This is a genomic window from Halioglobus sp. D3-4, from assembly GCF_055809315.1.
In genome coordinates this window covers 1,103,801-1,120,107 of sequence record NZ_CM147907.1, presented here as the reverse complement: position 1 = coordinate 1,120,107, position 16,307 = coordinate 1,103,801, and the positions used below count along the sequence as shown (strand labels likewise).

General features: G+C 56.1%; 13 protein-coding genes. 5 read left to right on the top strand and 8 right to left on the bottom strand.

The genetic code is table 11. The annotated features are described in order from the left end of the window. Nucleotides 1-19: 19 nt before the first annotated feature. On the bottom strand, nt 20-1,138 hold the full coding sequence (locus tag AC0L6S_RS04800) for a glutathione S-transferase family protein (RefSeq protein WP_473427285.1): 1,119 nt from the start codon (nt 1,136-1,138) through the stop codon (nt 20-22). A 349-nt stretch (nt 1,139-1,487) separates the two neighbouring features. Here AC0L6S_RS04800 and AC0L6S_RS04795 point away from each other — a divergent pair, with 349 nt between their 5' ends. Continuing rightward, nucleotides 1,488-3,614: a carboxy terminal-processing peptidase gene (locus AC0L6S_RS04795; RefSeq protein ID WP_473427284.1), complete on the top strand. Its 2,127-nt coding sequence runs from the start codon at nt 1,488-1,490 to the stop codon at nt 3,612-3,614. On the opposite strand, the gene cysG is transcribed toward AC0L6S_RS04795, so the two are convergent. From cysG to AC0L6S_RS04765, 6 genes are read right to left on the bottom strand one after another with little or no spacing between them, the layout of a single operon-like run. Then, nucleotides 3,615-5,006, bottom strand: a complete 1,392-nt coding sequence (gene cysG, locus AC0L6S_RS04790) for a siroheme synthase CysG (RefSeq protein ID WP_473428545.1) — start codon at nt 5,004-5,006, stop codon at nt 3,615-3,617. A 4-nt stretch (nt 5,007-5,010) separates the two neighbouring features. Continuing rightward, nucleotides 5,011-6,309 carry a serine--tRNA ligase gene (gene serS / locus AC0L6S_RS04785; RefSeq protein ID WP_473427283.1) on the bottom strand — a complete coding sequence of 433 codons (1,299 nt, stop codon included), beginning with the start codon at nt 6,307-6,309 and terminating at the stop codon, nt 5,011-5,013. 44 nt (nt 6,310-6,353) lie between these two features. Continuing rightward, nucleotides 6,354-6,731, bottom strand: coding sequence for a fluoride efflux transporter CrcB (crcB, locus tag AC0L6S_RS04780; protein ID WP_473427282.1), 378 nt, complete (start codon nt 6,729-6,731; stop codon nt 6,354-6,356). Nucleotides 6,732-6,746: 15 nt separating this feature from the next. Then, nucleotides 6,747-8,087 carry a replication-associated recombination protein A gene (locus AC0L6S_RS04775; protein WP_473427281.1) on the bottom strand — a complete coding sequence of 447 codons (1,341 nt, stop codon included), beginning with the start codon at nt 8,085-8,087 and terminating at the stop codon, nt 6,747-6,749. After that, the gene (gene lolA, locus AC0L6S_RS04770; protein ID WP_473427280.1) at nt 8,077-8,697 is read right to left on the bottom strand and encodes an outer membrane lipoprotein periplasmic chaperone LolA; all 621 of its coding nucleotides are present in this window, start codon (nt 8,695-8,697) and stop codon (nt 8,077-8,079) included. The genes AC0L6S_RS04775 and lolA overlap by 11 nt, the downstream gene beginning before the upstream one ends. 19 nt (nt 8,698-8,716) lie before the next feature. Further along, complete coding sequence (locus AC0L6S_RS04765; protein WP_473427279.1) at nt 8,717-11,032, bottom strand: DNA translocase FtsK; 2,316 nt, start codon at nt 11,030-11,032, stop codon at nt 8,717-8,719. 251 nt (nt 11,033-11,283) lie between these two features. Here AC0L6S_RS04765 and trxB point away from each other — a divergent pair, with 251 nt between their 5' ends. The 4 genes from trxB to infA all read left to right on the top strand — a co-directional run bounded on the left by trxB (nt 11,284) and on the right by infA (nt 14,013). Next, a complete protein-coding gene (gene trxB / locus AC0L6S_RS04760; protein WP_473427278.1) occupies nt 11,284-12,231 on the top strand; it encodes a thioredoxin-disulfide reductase in 948 nt (315 codons plus the stop codon). Between the two features lie 9 nt (nt 12,232-12,240). Then, nucleotides 12,241-12,954 carry a leucyl/phenylalanyl-tRNA--protein transferase gene (gene aat / locus AC0L6S_RS04755; RefSeq protein ID WP_473427277.1) on the top strand — a complete coding sequence of 238 codons (714 nt, stop codon included), beginning with the start codon at nt 12,241-12,243 and terminating at the stop codon, nt 12,952-12,954. Further along, entirely contained in the window at nt 12,951-13,661 is a 711-nt protein-coding gene (locus AC0L6S_RS04750; RefSeq protein ID WP_473427276.1) for an arginyltransferase, read from the top strand. The genes aat and AC0L6S_RS04750 overlap by 4 nt, the downstream gene beginning before the upstream one ends. A 133-nt stretch (nt 13,662-13,794) precedes the next feature. After that, nucleotides 13,795-14,013 carry a translation initiation factor IF-1 gene (infA, locus tag AC0L6S_RS04745; RefSeq protein WP_159170739.1) on the top strand — a complete coding sequence of 73 codons (219 nt, stop codon included), beginning with the start codon at nt 13,795-13,797 and terminating at the stop codon, nt 14,011-14,013. Nucleotides 14,014-14,020: 7 nt separating this feature from the next. Here the strand turns inward: infA and clpA are convergent, their stop codons facing one another. Then, nucleotides 14,021-16,306, bottom strand: coding sequence for an ATP-dependent Clp protease ATP-binding subunit ClpA (gene clpA, locus AC0L6S_RS04740; RefSeq protein WP_473427274.1), 2,286 nt, complete (start codon nt 16,304-16,306; stop codon nt 14,021-14,023). Nucleotide 16,307 lies beyond the last annotated feature (1 nt).

Below are 16,307 nucleotides of genomic sequence, written 5' to 3'. Positions count from 1 at the left end.
TAATTCTCCTGTATTACTGCTACAGAGAGGGCATCTGCCCCTGTACAAGTTCCAGCTGCCCGGGTCGACGCTCGACCCAGTGTCGAAGTGGCACATTCAGCGCGGCCAGTCCGCCCACGCTCTCCAGCAATCTATCCGCCGCTACCCTGTCGTCACCCTTGAGCGATTGATAGTGGTGCCACGCACGCTGGAACAACCACTGTACATAGCTGCTTATGCAGCGCTCTCCGATAGCTGCCCCTGAAGTGAATCGATGCATGCCGTGAAAGCGCGGGATGCTACCCCCAGGATTCGCCTCGAGCCACGCACTGTTGTGTTCGATAACATCAAGTACATCCGGAAATTGATCCTTGCACAGCGTGGCCAGAATCGGTACCAGGGTATCGGGGATGGCATCGTTCGCGAGAAACTCTCCGGCCAACGGCTGCGGGTTGTTCATCCGCTGAACCCAGGCGTACACATGCGGCGCCTCACGCTCCATCAATGCCCTGGGAACCGGGTCGCGCCCGAGGTGTGCGTAAAGTGGCCCGATAAACCCGAAATCACCGATACTCGGGCGTGAGCCCAACAGGAAGTCGAAGCGGGAAAAATGGCTGTCCAGTTGTGCGAGAAAGGTGTGGTAAGCCTCCTCGATGCCGGCAATGGTCTCCTCGGTGATACCCAGTGCGGGCACCATGCCACTGAACGCCCTGGAAGTTTTCTCACCTATGGCAATCTGTTCCTCATAGCTCGCCGTGGGTGCACTGAGCTTGCCAAATTCAGACATGATGAAATCGTGCTGCTGATCCAACACACTCCAGCGGTAGTGCATCGCAGGAATGACAAGCCACTCGTCGCCGTACATTTCCAGCAGAAGCGCGACCAGCCGCTGCACTGGCGTGCTCGGATACACAGGGGCCTGCGGGTGCAGCGCCTCGAGAAAATCGATAATATCAGTGGTGTCCTGTACGAACTCTCCGTCGGCGGTTTCCAGTATCGGGATAATTGGCGCACCAATATTCGGCACTATTGTCTTCAGGTAGACTTCGCGGGTAGCGGCCTTCTCCTCCCAGTTCAAGCCTTTGTAGCGCAGATAGGCTCGCGCCTTGCCCGAGAACAGCGAATGTTCACTGCCGTACATAATGTAATCAATATCCATTGAGGGGTCTCCGGTACAGGTCGAACTGACGCGGCTAGAAGTGAAGGGAAATTACCTATATCTATTGACACTTATGCTGTCATAAGATGCGATTTCAAGCAACCAGTCCCTGCATCTGTGACGGATTTCTGGTTTTTCAAACAGCGCTCTGGCTATATATTTGGTATTAGCGATAACCTATACTTGACAAGCTCTTGATGTGTAAGTGTTATAGCGTGGTCTCGTCAATAAAATCCAGGCTTGAGCCGATTGAACTTTATGCGAAATACGCACTCAATAGTTTTGTATATTCCACCCGCAAGGAGCGATGCTTGAAATACCCGCAGCGCCCAGATCAGGTACGTTTATTTTGAATCCTTTACGTTACAAACAGAGCGCATTCGGCGTCGCCGTCGCCGCATTTTTCCTCAGTACTTTGGCTCTGCCCGCATGGAGCCTAATCGAGTATTCAGAGTCTCAACGGGATACCGTCGTAGAACTCGTGGAGCAGCTACAGGAGCGCCACTACGCCAAGCTCGACTACGATGACGAGCTGTCCTCAGAGCACCTGGACAGCTACATCGACAGTCTGGACAGCGGGAAAATGTTTTTCCTCGCCTCCGATATCGAAGAATTTGAGCAATACCGCACGGTGATGGATGATGAAGTGAAAGAAGGCAAACTGGACGCCGGATTCGCGATATTCAACCGGTTTCACCAGCGCCTACAGGATCGCCTGACTGACACGATCGACACCCTTCCAGAAGCCGTGGCCTCAATGGACTTTTCTGTCGATGAGACAATCTCTCTGGATGCTGAAAATCGCCAGTGGGCCAAAAACCAGACGGAACTGGATGATCGCTGGCGCAAACAACTGAAAAACCAGGTTCTCAGCCTGAAACTGGCTGACAAGCCCGAGGACGAAATTGTTCCTACGCTGGAAAAACGCTACAAGCGCCAGTTAAAAAGTGTAACGCAGTACAACAATCAGGATGTGTTCCAGATTTATGCCAATGCCCTGACCGAGTTGTACGATCCGCACACCAACTACCTGTCGCCCCGGTCTACCGAAAACTTCAACATCAATATGAGTCTGTCGCTGGAAGGCATTGGCGCCGTCCTGCAGATGGAAGATGAATACACCAAAGTGAGCAGCCTGGTCGCCAAGGGCCCCGCGGACAAGCAGGGGGAATTGCAACCGGCGGACCGTATCGTCGCCGTCGGACAAGGCGATGAGGGGCCACTGGAAGACGTGATCGGCTGGCGCCTGGATGAAGTGGTGGAATTGATCCGTGGTAAAAAAGATACCGTGGTGCGCCTTGAGGTGATTCCGGCGAAATCCAAGTCCACCGATGAGCGCAAAGTCATCACCATTGTGCGTAACAAGGTCAAGTTGGAGGAGCAGTCTGCGCAGAAGAAGATTCTCGAAATACCCAATGGCGACGGCATCGTCAAAGTAGGTGTGATTGATATTCCGGCGTTTTATATCGATTTCGACGCGATGCGACGCAACGAGAAGGACTACAAAAGCACTACCAGGGATGTGAAAGTGTTACTGCAGGAGCTTGAGGAGGAAGGCGTGGATGGCATCGTCATCGATCTGCGCAACAATGGCGGCGGCTCCCTGCAGGAAGCCAATGAACTGACCGGGCTGTTTATTGAGTACGGCCCCACAGTGCAGATCCGTCACTCATCGCGACGGGTCTGGCGCGACGGCAAGCGCCTGAAGAGCCCCTACTATCAAGGACCACTGGTGGTACTGGTCAATCGCCTCAGCGCATCTGCGTCCGAAATTTTTGCTGGCGCCATGCAGGATTACCAACGCGCCATCATCGTCGGGGACCGCTCCTTCGGCAAAGGCACGGTGCAGACACTTATCCCGCTGACAGAAGGCCAACTGAAAATAACCGAAAGCAAGTTCTACCGAATCTCAGGCGAGAGCACGCAGCACCGAGGCGTGGTGCCGGACATTGTCTTCCCGTCTCTCTATGACACGGAAGAAATCGGTGAAAGCTCGCTGGACCACGCATTGAGCTGGGACAATATCAGCCCGATCCGACACAGCGATTACGGCGATCTGTCCGCCCTCCTCCCTGCCATCCAGTCACAGTTTGATGAGCGCAGCGGTCACAACCCGGATTTCATCTACCTCGAAGATCAGGTGGCGCTCGCCCAGCAGACTCGCGAAATCAAGGAGCTGCCGCTGAAGGAGTCCGAGCGAATCGCGCTGCGCGACAGCCAGGAAGCCAAGGCTCTTAGCATTGAGAACAAACGGCGCAAAGCCAACGGCGAGGAACCACTGACATCGCTGGAAGACGACGAGGAGGAAGGCTCGGATGAAGACGAGCTCGCCGGAATCGATGCGCAGGATGAGGAAAAAGACGAGGAGGAAGAAGATGACGTCCTACTCGAGGAAGCTGGCCATGTGCTTATCGATGCCCTGCTGCTGAGCCAGCAAAGCCTGGCGCTGAACCAGGGAAAGAAAAGCGCCCCCTGATTATTCGCTTACGGCCTCGCCAAACCAGGACAGGCTCTCGTGCAGGCGCACAACGTCCCCAACGATAATCAGTGTAGGGGCCGCTGGCTGCGCTTGTGCGACTTTCTCTTCCATATTTGCCAACGTACCCAGTAATACTTTTTGTTCCAGTGTCGTACCGCGCTCCACCAGTGCCACTGGTGTATCGGAGGCGCGCCCATGCGCCTGTAACTGTGCACAGATGACAGGCAGCCCCATCAACCCCATATAGAAGACCAGTGTCTCAGTGGTCGAGCTGAACGATGCCCAGTCGTGCTCCACTGTATCGTTCTTGAGATAGCCCGCGACAAATCGCACTGACTGCGCATAATCACGGTGTGTTAGCGGGATACCGGCATAACAGGCAGCGCCATTGGCTGCAGTGATACCCGGGACGACCTGAAAGGGAATGCGGTGCTTCGCCAGTAATTCAATCTCTTCCCCGCCACGACCGAAGACAAAGGGATCGCCGCCTTTCAGACGCACTACGCGTTTCCCCTGCTGCGCCAGATTTACCAGCAACTGATTGATCTCTGTCTGGGGCACACTGTGGTCGGCGCGACGCTTACCGACATAGATGCGCTCGGCGTCGCGCCGTGCCATATCGACAATCGCGGGCGCGACAAGCCGGTCGTAGAGCACGACATCTGCACTCTGCAATAGTCTGGCCGCTTTGAACGTGAGCAGATCCGGATCTCCCGGACCCGCGCCAACGAGATAGACTTCACCATTGTAAAGTGCATCCGTATCGCTAAGCCTCGTATACAATTGCTGTTCGGCCTCGGCATCACGCCCCGCAAGCACATGCTCTGCGATAGTACCCTCCAGTGTCTGCTCCCAGAACAGTCGACGCGGAGTGTCGGCGACTATTGTATCCTTTACCCGTTGGCGAAAACGCGCGGCAAAACTTGCCAATCGCCCGTATGCAGCGGGCACCAGGGCTTCAATTTTTCGCCGCAGGATTCTGGTGAGCACCGGGCTCGCCCCGCTACTGCTAATCGCAATCAACAGTGGGTCGCGGTCCACGATAGCCGGGAAGATAAAGGTGCAAAGCTGTGGTGCGTCGACCACGTTTACCTGCTTCGACAGGCGTATGGCATCGCGATAAACCTGTTCATTGACGACTGAGTCGGGCGTCGCTGCGACAACAATGTGCGCACTGTGCAGATCGGCTTCTTGATAGCGCCCGCGCTGCCAGCGGCCATTGTGTTCGCTCAAAAGCGCTTGCAGTTCGCCACAGATGTCAGGCGATACTACAGTCAGCTTCGACCCTGCGCGCAGCAACAACCGTGCTTTGCGGGTCGCCACCGCTCCACCACCGACAAGCAGGACGGGCGCATCCCGCAGTCGCAGACAAACAGGTAGGAATTCCAGTCGACTACCCCCCCAGTTCGCTGACGCCACCCATATAGGGTTGGAGCGCGTCGGGAACAGCAATACTGCCATCAGCGCGCTGGAAATTTTCAAGAATGGCTACCAGGGTTCGGCCTACTGCGAGGCCAGACCCATTCAGGGTGTGCAACAACTCTGGCTTACCGGTTGCAGGATTGCGCCAGCGCGCCTGCATTCTGCGCGCCTGGTAGTCGCCGAAACTGCTGCAGGAGGAAATTTCGCGGTAGGTATCCTGGGCCGGCAGCCACACCTCCAGATCATAGGTTTTCTGTGACGAAAAGCCGAGGTCACCGGCGCAGAGAATCACCTTGCGATAAGGTAACTCCAGGCGTTGCAATACGGTTTCCGCATGACCGACAAGTTGCTCCAGCGCCTGCATGGACTGCTGCGGACGCACAAACTGCACGAGCTCCACTTTTTCAAACTGATGCTGGCGAATCATACCCCGAGTATCGCGACCATAACTGCCCGCTTCACTGCGAAAGCAGGGTGTGTGACAGGCAAACCGGATACCGTCGGAACCGAGTTCGGCATCCTCAAATATCCTGTCCCGCGCTATATTGGTCACCGGGACTTCAGCGGTCGGAATCAGGTAGAGATCGTGATCGGCGCGCAGTTTAAACAAATCCGCCTCAAATTTGGGCAGGTTACCGGTGCCGAGCAAAGACTCCCTGTTGACGATATACGGCACATAGACTTCCTGGTAGCCGTGCTCCTGTATATGCAGGTCTAGCATAAACTGGGTCAGGGCGCGATGCATTCTGGCCAGTACACCGTACATCACGGTAAAGCGCGAGCCGGTAATTTTTCCCGCCATTTCGCTGTCAAGAAGTTGCAGCCCCTCGCCCAGTTCGACGTGATCCTTCACCGGGAAGTCGAATGTTACCGGCTCACCCCAGCGCAGAACTTCCAGGTTATCCTCTTCACTGGCGCCGGCCGGCACTTCCTCTACAGGGACATTGGGCACACCCAGCAGCAGTTCCTCTATTTCTGCCTGCGCTTGTTTCGCCTCCTCGGTCAGTGCGTCCAACTGTTGCGCGATTTTTTCAAGCGTGGCGTTCACCTCGGCCTTGGCGTCTTCGACACTGACACCCTGCCCCACCAGGACACCAATTTTTTTGGACGCGCTTTTACGCTCGGCCAGCAGGTTCTGGCTATCGACGTCCGCCTGCTTACGCCGTGCATCCAGTGCTTTGAACTGCGCTACATCAAACTGAAAACCACGCATCTGTAGCGCCTCGGCGACGCGTTGCGGATCTTGTCTGACCGCCTTGATATCCAACATCCTGAAGTTCCTGTACCAGTTTTCAACAAAAAAATAGGGCCAGTTTATACCAGCGCCCGGGTCAACTGAATCGCGAGGCCTGCCATAAGCACGCAGATTATCGCACTGCCGATCATATACCCCGCCGCCTGCCCCAAATGACCACTTTGAAACAGCGTAATGGCCTCCAGAGAGAAGGTCGAGAACGTGGTAAATGCTCCCAGAAACCCGACCATCAATACGCCCTGCCAGTTCGCATGCATCAGCTGCTTTTCAACCAGCAACACGTACAAAATACCGATGGCAAAAGAGCCCAGCATATTCACCATCAGCGTGCCGATGGGAAAACGCCCCTCCCACAGGCTATACAACCAGGTCGCGAGCAAATAGCGCGACACTGCCCCACAGGCTCCTCCCAGTGCAACAAACAAAAGGTACTTCATGCGTGCATTGCCGGCTTAAACGTAGCGGCGTATTGTACTGGTTTTGTCCCGCTCTCGCAGGTATTTGAGCTTTTCCCGGATCTTCAGCTCCAACCCCCGGTCCACCGGGTGATAGTACTGACGGTCGCGCAGTGCCTCAGGGAAGTAGTTTTCACCGGCGGCATAGCCCTCTGCTTCATCGTGGGCATAGCGATATTCCGCTCCGTGTTCCATGCCTTTGAGCAGTGCGGTCGGCGCGTTGCGCAAGTGCAGTGGCACTTCGTCTGTTCCGGCTTGTTCTACATCGGCCCTGGCGGCCTTGTACGCGGTATAGACGGCGTTGCTTTTGGCTGCGCAAGCCAGATAAATGATCGCCTGGGCAATGGTTAACTCGCCCTCCGGACTGCCCAAGCGCTCCTGCACCTGCCAGGCCTCAAGCGCCAGTGTCAGCGCTCTCGGGTCGGCATTACCGATATCTTCACTGGCCATACGAACGACGCGACGAGCGATATACAAGGGGTCACATCCACCGTCCAACATGCGGCAGAACCAGTACAGCGCCGCATCGGGGGAGCTGCCACGCACAGCTTTATGCAGCGCACTGATCTGGTCATAGAACAGATCGCCCCCTTTATCAAAGCGTCGCAGTGACGCCTGTAGTACTTCCTCCAGCGTTTTCTCGGTAATCTGTCCGTCCTCGGCCAGATCTGCAGCGAGCTCGAGCAAATTCAGTGCTTTTCGTGCATCGCCATCGGCCTGCGCGGCGATCAGCGCCAGACACCCCTCTTGCACAGTCACGCCGTGATCCAGTTCAGCCACACCGCGCGCCAGCACCTCCTCCAGTTCCACCGACTCAAGCTGGCGCAGTTTGTACACCCGTGCCCGCGACAACAGCGCGTTATTCAGTTCGAACGACGGGTTTTCCGTCGTCGCCCCAATAAATATAACCGTGCCGTCCTCCACATAAGGCAAGAAGGCATCCTGCTGCGACTTGTTGAACCGGTGCACCTCATCGACGAACAGTACGGTATCCCTGCCCTGCGCTTTGTAGAGCCGGGCCTGAGTGATCGCCTCACGAATGTCCTTTACACCGCTCAACACGGCCGACAGCTGAATGAAATGCGCGTTGGCATGCCCCGCGGCTATTCTTGCCAGTGTCGTTTTACCAACGCCGGGCGGGCCCCAGAAAATCATTGAATGTAGCTGACTGGAATCTATAGCCTGACGCAGCGGCTTCCCGGCCCCGAGAAGATGACCCTGACCGGCATAGGCAGACAGTGTGTGAGGTCTCAAGCGGGCGGCAAGCGGCTGGTAACCGCTGGCGCCTGCGGGGGTATCTACAGCAGTTGACGGCTCGCCAAACAGATCATTCGTCATAGTAGAAGAGATCGGCGTCCGGGGGCGGCGTGAACGCAAAATCCGCACTGGTGATTTCGCTCTCGCTGTCGAGGTCTGAGAATAGAATTTCGATGCGCTGATCCAGATTATCCACTATCACCATCCCGGTTATCTGCGCGCCGTCGAGTCGCAGCGTAAGTTGCCTGAAGCCGACATCGGTGGCAAGCGGCGTGAGCTCGAATGCGCCATCTGCCGTGCGCACGACCTGAAACTTTTCTCGCAGGGCGGTCTCGTCCCCCCCCAGAATCTGCAGCGGGGTCATGTCAGCGTTGGTGGTCACAGGGCGCCGTGTGACCGTCTCAAGGTCGCGATCGTGATGCCAGATAAATTCGGGGCCAGCAATAATAACCTGCTCGTCAGGACTGACGATTTCCCAGGCAAAGTACCCCGGGCGCAGCAAGCGAAACGTACCACTGGACTCCGCCAACAGAGAGTCATCCTGTGCGTACTGTCGCTGAGTGAAGCTCCCCTGCAAGCGTTTGACCGGCTCCAGGGCTGCGATCAATTGGTCCACGCCGTTGTCTGACTGGGCGTTCGCAGTCAGCGGCAACAGTAGCAGTAGAAAAAAGACCAGCGGGTATTTTGTCATCGTCGTTCCAGTCTCGGACTCAGGATTCGCGCGGCGGTGGTGCCAGCACTTCGCGCTGGCCATTGCTGCCCATTTCGGAGACTACACCGGCCGCTTCCATCGCCTCAATCAGGCGAGCTGCACGATTGTAGCCGATTCGCAGCTTGCGCTGTACGGAAGATATCGACGCTCGGCGACTTTCTGTCACGTAATAGACAGCTTCGTCGTACAAGGCATCGCTTTCGTCATCCTGATCGGCATTTTCCGATTGCAGTTCACCGGGCGTAACCGCCGTGTTGCTGCCCTCATCAAGCAGACCGTCAATGTACAGCGGCTCTCCGCGGCGCTTCCAGTCAGCCACGACACGGTGAACCTCGTCGTCACTGCAGAACGCACCGTGCACACGGTTGGGGACGCCGCTTCCCGGAGGCAGGTATAGCATATCCCCGTGGCCCAGTAGCTGCTCTGCGCCGCCCTGATCCAGAATGGTGCGTGAATCAATTTTTGAGGAGACCTGGAACGCAATACGCGTGGGCACATTGGCCTTGATCAAACCGGTGATAACATCCACCGAAGGTCGCTGTGTAGCCAGTACCAGATGGATACCGGCGGCGCGAGCTTTCTGCGCGATGCGGGCGATCAATTGTTCCACCTTCTTACCGACCACCATCATCATATCGGCAAATTCGTCTATCACCACCACGATGTTGGGCAGCTTTTCAAGGTCGGGCGGGGTCTGCTCCTCATCCGTTTCTGCAAACATGGGATCGGGCTTCCAGGTGGGATCAGGCAGTGGTGTGCCCGCCTTAATAGCATCCTCGACTTTCCGGTTATAACCTGCCAGGTTACGAACACCCAGCGCAGCCATCAGTTTATAGCGGCGCTCCATCTCGGCGACACACCAGCGCAAGCCGTTGGCGGCGTCCTTCATGTCGGTGATCACCGGTGTCAGCAGATGCGGAATGCCATCGTAAACGGACAATTCAAGCATCTTTGGATCAACCAGAATCAGGCGTACATCGGCCGGACCCGACTTGAACAGCAGACTCAGCAGCATGGAATTCACACCGACGGACTTACCCGAACCGGTGGTACCGGCGACCAGCAGATGGGGCATCTTCGCCAGATCAGCCACCACCGGCTGTCCGGAGATATCGTGACCAAGGGCCAGTGTCAGAGGGGACTTGGACTGCTCGAACGTCTTGGACGCCAGCACCTCCCGGAAATTCACGATCTCTCGGTCCTCGTTGGGTATTTCGATACCCACCACCGATTTACCGGGAATAACCTCGACCACCCGCACACTGATGACAGCCAGTGAGCGCGCCAGATCCTTGGCCAGATTTGAAATACGCGACACCTTGACGCCGGGCGCGGGCTGTAGTTCAAACCGAGTGACCACCGGCCCGGGGTACACCGCCACCACTTCGGCCGATATCCCGAAATCCAGCAACTTCAGTTCCAGCAATTTGGACAGGCCTTCCAGCGCCTCTTTGGAGAAACCCTTGTCAGGGTCTTTCACTGATTCGTCCAGAAGCTCCAGGTGCGGCAAATCACCAGTAGCCGGTGCCTCAAAAAGGGTCTGCTGTTTCTCTCGCTCTATACGATCGCTTTTCTCAACGGGCGCTTTGAGCGACTTGATTTTGGGCGGCTTGCGCTGCTTGGTTTTTTCCACGTGCTCAGTGATGACTATTTTGCGCGCCTCCACCGCCTTTTCCCGCTTGCGGGCATCGTTGAAATTGGCATACCAGGTTTGCACACGTGCGCGCATCACACCGTAAGCAGCAATACTCCAACCCCCCAGTTTTTCCAGCAGCGCCAGCCAGCTAAGATCGGTGAAAATGGTCATCCCGAAGAGAAATATCGCCAGCAGTATCAGGCGGCTCCCGACACCACTGAAGGCAACGGTAAAGCCACTGCTGATGGACTGACCCAAAATCCCGCCTGCACCCTGGGGCAGCGCTGACGAACCGGTGTCATTCAACGCGGCAAGAGACGTTCCGGCGATCATAACCAGCACCAGTCCGAGTGCCCTGATACCGAAGGTGGTCCAATCAAAGGTTTGCTGTGGTTGGCGCTGTAGCAAGAGCACCAGCGCACGGTAGGCGAGCAGTAGTGGGAACAGGTAGGCGGCATACCCTACCAGCGAAAAGAATACATCTGCCAGCCACGCACCCGTGGGACCGCCCAGATTGTGGATGGGGGCACCACTGCCGGTGGCAGACCAACCAGGATCGCGGACACTGTAGGTAAACAGGGCCATCAACAGGTAAACACACACGGCCGTCACGCCGATAAACGCGCCTTCACGAAATCGCGAGCCGAGGTGGCTGTCTGTGTTAGAGGTATCGGGCACGGCCTTGTTCGTCCTTGCGGTGTGTGTAGAGCGCTGAATTCTCGGTGTACCACACCGCTATCAAGCTCATAGCAAGAAGTAATTGTGCACTCATTTATGTTTTATTTCAAAAGCTTATACGGTTTATTTAAAATGCCCCTGATCTTTGTCCGGAGCCGACCTTTAAAGTAACATAGTCCGCCCCAATACAGAACGAATTGGCCGCCTACTCGGCGACTACAGATTGACCACAATGAGCAGGAAGTAACTCCATGAGTGACACGAAACACCACCGTCTGATAATCCTCGGTAGCGGCCCCGCCGGCTATACAGCCGCCGTCTACGCCGCCCGCGCCAACCTGAAACCAGTGGTGATCACTGGCATACAACAGGGCGGGCAATTGACCACCACCACCGAGGTCGAGAATTGGCCCGGCGGCAGCGCAGACTTGCAGGGTCCGCAATTGATGCAGCAAATGCAGGAGCATGTGGAGCGCTTTGATGCCCAAGTGGTCTTCGACCACATCGATTCTGTGGATCTCAACACGCGGCCTTTCCAACTCAAGGGCACATCCAACTACAGTTGCGATGCGCTGATCATCGCCACCGGCGCCTCCGCGCAGTATCTGGGGCTGCCCAGCGAAGAGGCATTTGCCGGCAAGGGTGTAAGTGCCTGTGCCACCTGCGATGGTTTCTTTTACCGCAACCAGAAAGTGGCCGTAATCGGTGGCGGAAACACTGCAGTTGAAGAGGCATTGTATCTGGCCAATATTGCATCCGAGGTTGTGCTGGTCCACCGCCGCGATGCCCTGCGCTCGGAAAAAGTCCTGCAGGACAGACTCTTCGCCCGAGAAAAAGAGGGCAAAGTCAAAATCATGTGGAACCACACACTCGATGAGATCGTCGGCGATGACACGGGGGTCACCGGCATGCGCGTCAAGTCGGTAGAGGATGGTAGCATTAGTGATGTGGATCTTGCGGGTGTGTTTATCGCTATCGGCCACAAGCCGAATACCGACATATTTGCCGGCCAACTGGATATGAAAGACGGTTACCTCACTATTCACAGCGGCACACATGGCAATGCCACCGCCACCAGCATCCCCGGCGTCTTTGCCGCTGGCGATGTAGCCGATCATATCTACCGTCAGGCAGTGACTTCAGCGGGGTTTGGTTGTATGGCAGCGCTGGATGCGGAGAAATATCTGGACGCCCAGTAAACGCTCGGCATGCGACGGCTCCCGGAATTAGGCCAGCACGATGGCTTTCCACCGACGGTAGAGGCGCTGGAAAGCCCCAACGGGCTGTTGGCAGTGGGTGGAAGCCTCTCCACTGAACGTCTCCTGCAGGCCTATCGCCACGGTATTTTTCCGTGGTATGAGGCGCCGCAACCGGTGCTGTGGTGGACACCCGACCCGCGCTCCGTACTCTTCCCCGGGAACCTGCATATCTCGCGCTCGCTGCGCAAAACCCTGCGTGCCAACACGTTTCACCTGGCCGTCGATCGGCAGTTTACTGCAGTGATGCGAGCGTGCGCCGGTTTGCGTAGGGACGGCGCCGGCACATGGATTGATGAAGACATGCTGGTGGCATACGAGCGCCTGCATGCGTTGGGCTTTGCCCACTCAGTGGAGGTCTCTGATGATACCGGAGCACTGGTAGGCGGCTTATACGGCGTTTCGCTGGGACGTGTCTTTTTTGGTGAATCCATGTTCAGCCGAGCCAACGATGCCTCCAAGGTTGCCCTCGTCGGGCTGGTGTCTATCATCAAACGAGGCGGGTTCCACATGATCGACTGCCAGGTGGAGAACGATCATTTAAATTCATTGGGTGCCTGCAATATCAACAGACTGGACTTCGAACAGCGTCTTGCGCAGAATATAGAGGTCGCGCCCGAACGTGATATTTGGCATTTACCTGCCACTTGTGGAGATTTGCTGTGACCTCATCCCTGCGGGATCTAAAGGTGTACACCACCTACCCCCACAGCTGCAGCTACCTGGATGACCAGGAGGCCACCACGCTGTTTGTCGATCCCCGGCAACCGGTCGACCAGAAACTGTACAGCAAACTTTCGGTGCTGGGCTTTCGCCGCAGCGGCAATCACATCTATCGCCCCCACTGCGCACAGTGCAATGCCTGTGTTCCCGCACGCATCCCGGTGGCGGCGTTTAAGCCGAGGCGTAACCAGAGTCGTATATGGCAGCGCAACCGCGATCTGCGCATGGTATCTACCCACGACATCACGGACGATGAAGCATTTGACCTCTACCATCGGTACATCAGCTTGCGCCATGCTGATGGCGACATGTACCCACCCGAACGCGAGCAGTATGAAGCCTTCCTCAACAACGTGTGGGGCTGTACCCGCTACTTCCGATTCTATGATCAGGGCAAACTGAATGCAGTGGCCGTCGTCGACAAGCTGGAAGATGGCTTGTCCGCCATCTACACCTTTTTTGACCCGCATGCGAACAAGCGCAGCCTCGGGGTCTACGCAATCCTGTGGCAGGTGGAACAGGCGCGCAACATGGGCCTGGACTATGTCTATCTGGGTTACTGGATCCGCGAATGCCAGAAGATGTCCTACAAGTCCGATTACCGCCCACTCGAGATATACCAGAACAGCCACTGGTCGACCCTGATCTGAATATACGAGGGCATTCTCGGCCAGTGGTACAATTTGACGCTCACAGCCCTTCGCCACGCGCGATATTACGCTAGCACTGACGGCAAGATTCAGGCAAAATGCGCGCTCTTTATAAACTGAGGGTTGCCGCCTAATGGCAAAAGAAGACCAAATTGAAATGGAAGGCGAGGTTATAGATACCCTGCCAAATACCACATTCAGGGTAAAACTGGAAAACGATCACGTTGTGACGGCCCACATTTCAGGAAAGATGCGCAAAAACTACATCCGCATTCTTACCGGCGACAAGGTCCGTGTGGAATTAACACCCTACGACCTGACCAAGGGACGCATCACATATCGCGAGCGCTAACACTCCGCTAGCTTTTCTGGAGTTCCTCCGACTCCTCTTCTTGTACCGTCACATCCAGCTTGTTTTCGGCTTTGTTCAGTCGCACCAGTGCAGTGCCGCCGGATTGTGACAACGCGCCGAACAACACCATCTCGGCCAGCGGCTTCTTGATATGCTCCTGGATAACCCTCTCCATGGGTCTGGCGCCCATATGGATATCGTAGCCCTTTTCCACCAGCCATAGACGCGCCTCGACATCCACATCCAGCGTTACCCGCTTCTCATCGAGCTGACACTGCAGTTCTGTGAGGAATTTATCCACGACCGTTAGAATGACATCCTCCGCCAGCGGCTGGAACTGTACGATCGTGTCCAGCCGGTTGCGAAACTCGGGGGTAAACATTTTATTGATAGCTTCCATCCCATCAGTGCTGTGATCCTGATTGGTAAAACCGATAGTACGACGACTGATACTCTCCGCACCCGCATTGGTTGTCATCACCAGAATGACATGGCGAAAATCGGTTTTGCGGCCGTTATTGTCGGTCAGCGTCCCGTGGTCCATAACCTGTAGCAACAGATTAAAAACATCCGGGTGGGCCTTCTCAATCTCGTCGAGCAACACCACGGCATGCGGATGCTGAGTGACAGCGTCTGTCAGCAGTCCGCCCTGATCGAAGCCGACATAACCCGGAGGGGCACCGATGAGTCGCGACACGGTGTGCCGTTCCATGTATTCCGACATATCAAACCGAACCAACTCCAGACCGAGCAATCGCGCCAGTTGCCGTGTCACCTCTGTTTTGCCCACACCGGTCGGCCCGGCCAGCAGAAAGGAGCCGATAGGTTTCTCGCCTGCACGCAGCCCGGCACGCGCCAGTTTGATGGACGTCGCCAGGCTGGTAATCGCCTCGTCCTGTCCGAACACCACCATCTGCAGGTTCTTCTCCAGCCGCTGCAGTGTTTCCTTGTCGTCGCTACTGACTGCCTTGGTCGGAATACGCGCTATCTTGGCGATCACCGCTTCGATGTCACCCACGCCGACAACTTTCTTGCGTTTGGAGGCCGACAACAGCTGCTGAAACGCGCCAGCCTCGTCAATCACGTCGATAGCTTTGTCCGGCAGGAAGCGATCTGTTATGTAGCGATCACTGAGGTCTGTGGCCACCCGCAGCGCCTTGTCGGTGTAGCGCAGGCCGTGGTGCTCTTCGAACCGGGACTTGAGCCCTTTGAGGATTTTGTAGGCGTCATCGGCACTCGGTTCAAGCACATCGATTTTCTGGAACCTACGGCTAAGTGCCTTGTCCTTGTCAAAAATACCGCGGTATTCATTGAATGTAGTGGAACCAATACAGCGCAGTTTGCCCGAACTGAGCAGCGGTTTGAGCAGGTTACTGGCGTCCATAACACCGCCGGACGCAGCACCGGCACCAATTATCGTATGTACCTCGTCAATAAAAAGGATCGCGTTGTCGCGCTTTTTCAGTTCGGACAACAGGCCCTTGAAGCGCTTCTCGAAATCTCCGCGGTACTTGGTTCCCGCCAACAATGAACCCAGATCCAGCGAATACACCACGCTATCTTTTAGGATATCAGGCACATCGCCATCGACGATCTTCTTCGCCAACCCCTCAACAATGGCGGTTTTTCCAACGCCGGACTCACCCACCAGCAGCGGGTTGTTCTTGCGGCGACGAGCCAGTATCTGCGCCACGCGCTCCACCTCATCTAGGCGGCCGATCAAGGGGTCGATATGGCCGGCCTTGGCTTCATCATTGAGGTTGGTGCTGAAGCTGTCCAGAGGATTGCTTTCGCCCTCCTCCTCGCGATGCTCGTCACTGCCGAGTTGGCCCGGCTCAGAAGACTCACCCTCATTGGACACCTTGGAGATACCGTGGGTCATATAATTGACCACATCCAGACGCGCCACATTCTGCGTTTTCAAGAAAAACACTGCCTGGCTTTCCTGCTCACTAAAAATAGCCACCAGCACATTGGCACCGGTGACTTCGCTTTTACCGGAAGACTGCACGTGGAAAACGGCGCGCTGCAAAACGCGTTGGAACCCCAGCGTCGGCTGGGTGTCGCGCTGCTCCTCGTCTTCGGGAATCAGCGGCGTTGTTGCGTCGACGAACTCCACGAGATCACCGCGCATACTACCTATATCGGCACCGCAGGCTTTGAGAACGCGTATCGCTTCGTTGTTATCCAGCAGCGCCAATAGAAGATGCTCGACCGTCATGAACTCGTGACGCTTTGCCCTGGCGCCTCTGAAGGCTTCGTTCAGCGTGTGTTCCAGGTCTTTATTCAACATA

Excerpts from the sequence above, each read along its gene's own strand:
- AC0L6S_RS04800 (WP_473427285.1), bottom strand. The coding sequence starts at position 1,138 with ATGGATATTGATTACATTATGTACGGCAGTGAACATTCGCTGTTCTCG.
- serS (WP_473427283.1), bottom strand. The coding sequence starts at position 6,309 with ATGTTGGATATCAAGGCGGTCAGACAAGATCCGCAACGCGTCGCCGAG.
- crcB (WP_473427282.1), bottom strand. The coding sequence starts at position 6,731 with ATGAAGTACCTTTTGTTTGTTGCACTGGGAGGAGCCTGTGGGGCAGTG.
- AC0L6S_RS04775 (WP_473427281.1), bottom strand. The coding sequence starts at position 8,087 with ATGACGAATGATCTGTTTGGCGAGCCGTCAACTGCTGTAGATACCCCC.
- lolA (WP_473427280.1), bottom strand. The coding sequence starts at position 8,697 with ATGACAAAATACCCGCTGGTCTTTTTTCTACTGCTACTGTTGCCGCTG.
- trxB (WP_473427278.1), top strand. The coding sequence starts at position 11,284 with ATGAGTGACACGAAACACCACCGTCTGATAATCCTCGGTAGCGGCCCC.
- aat (WP_473427277.1), top strand. The coding sequence starts at position 12,241 with ATGCGACGGCTCCCGGAATTAGGCCAGCACGATGGCTTTCCACCGACG.
- infA (WP_159170739.1), top strand. The coding sequence starts at position 13,795 with ATGGCAAAAGAAGACCAAATTGAAATGGAAGGCGAGGTTATAGATACC.
- clpA (WP_473427274.1), bottom strand. The coding sequence starts at position 16,306 with ATGTTGAATAAAGACCTGGAACACACGCTGAACGAAGCCTTCAGAGGC.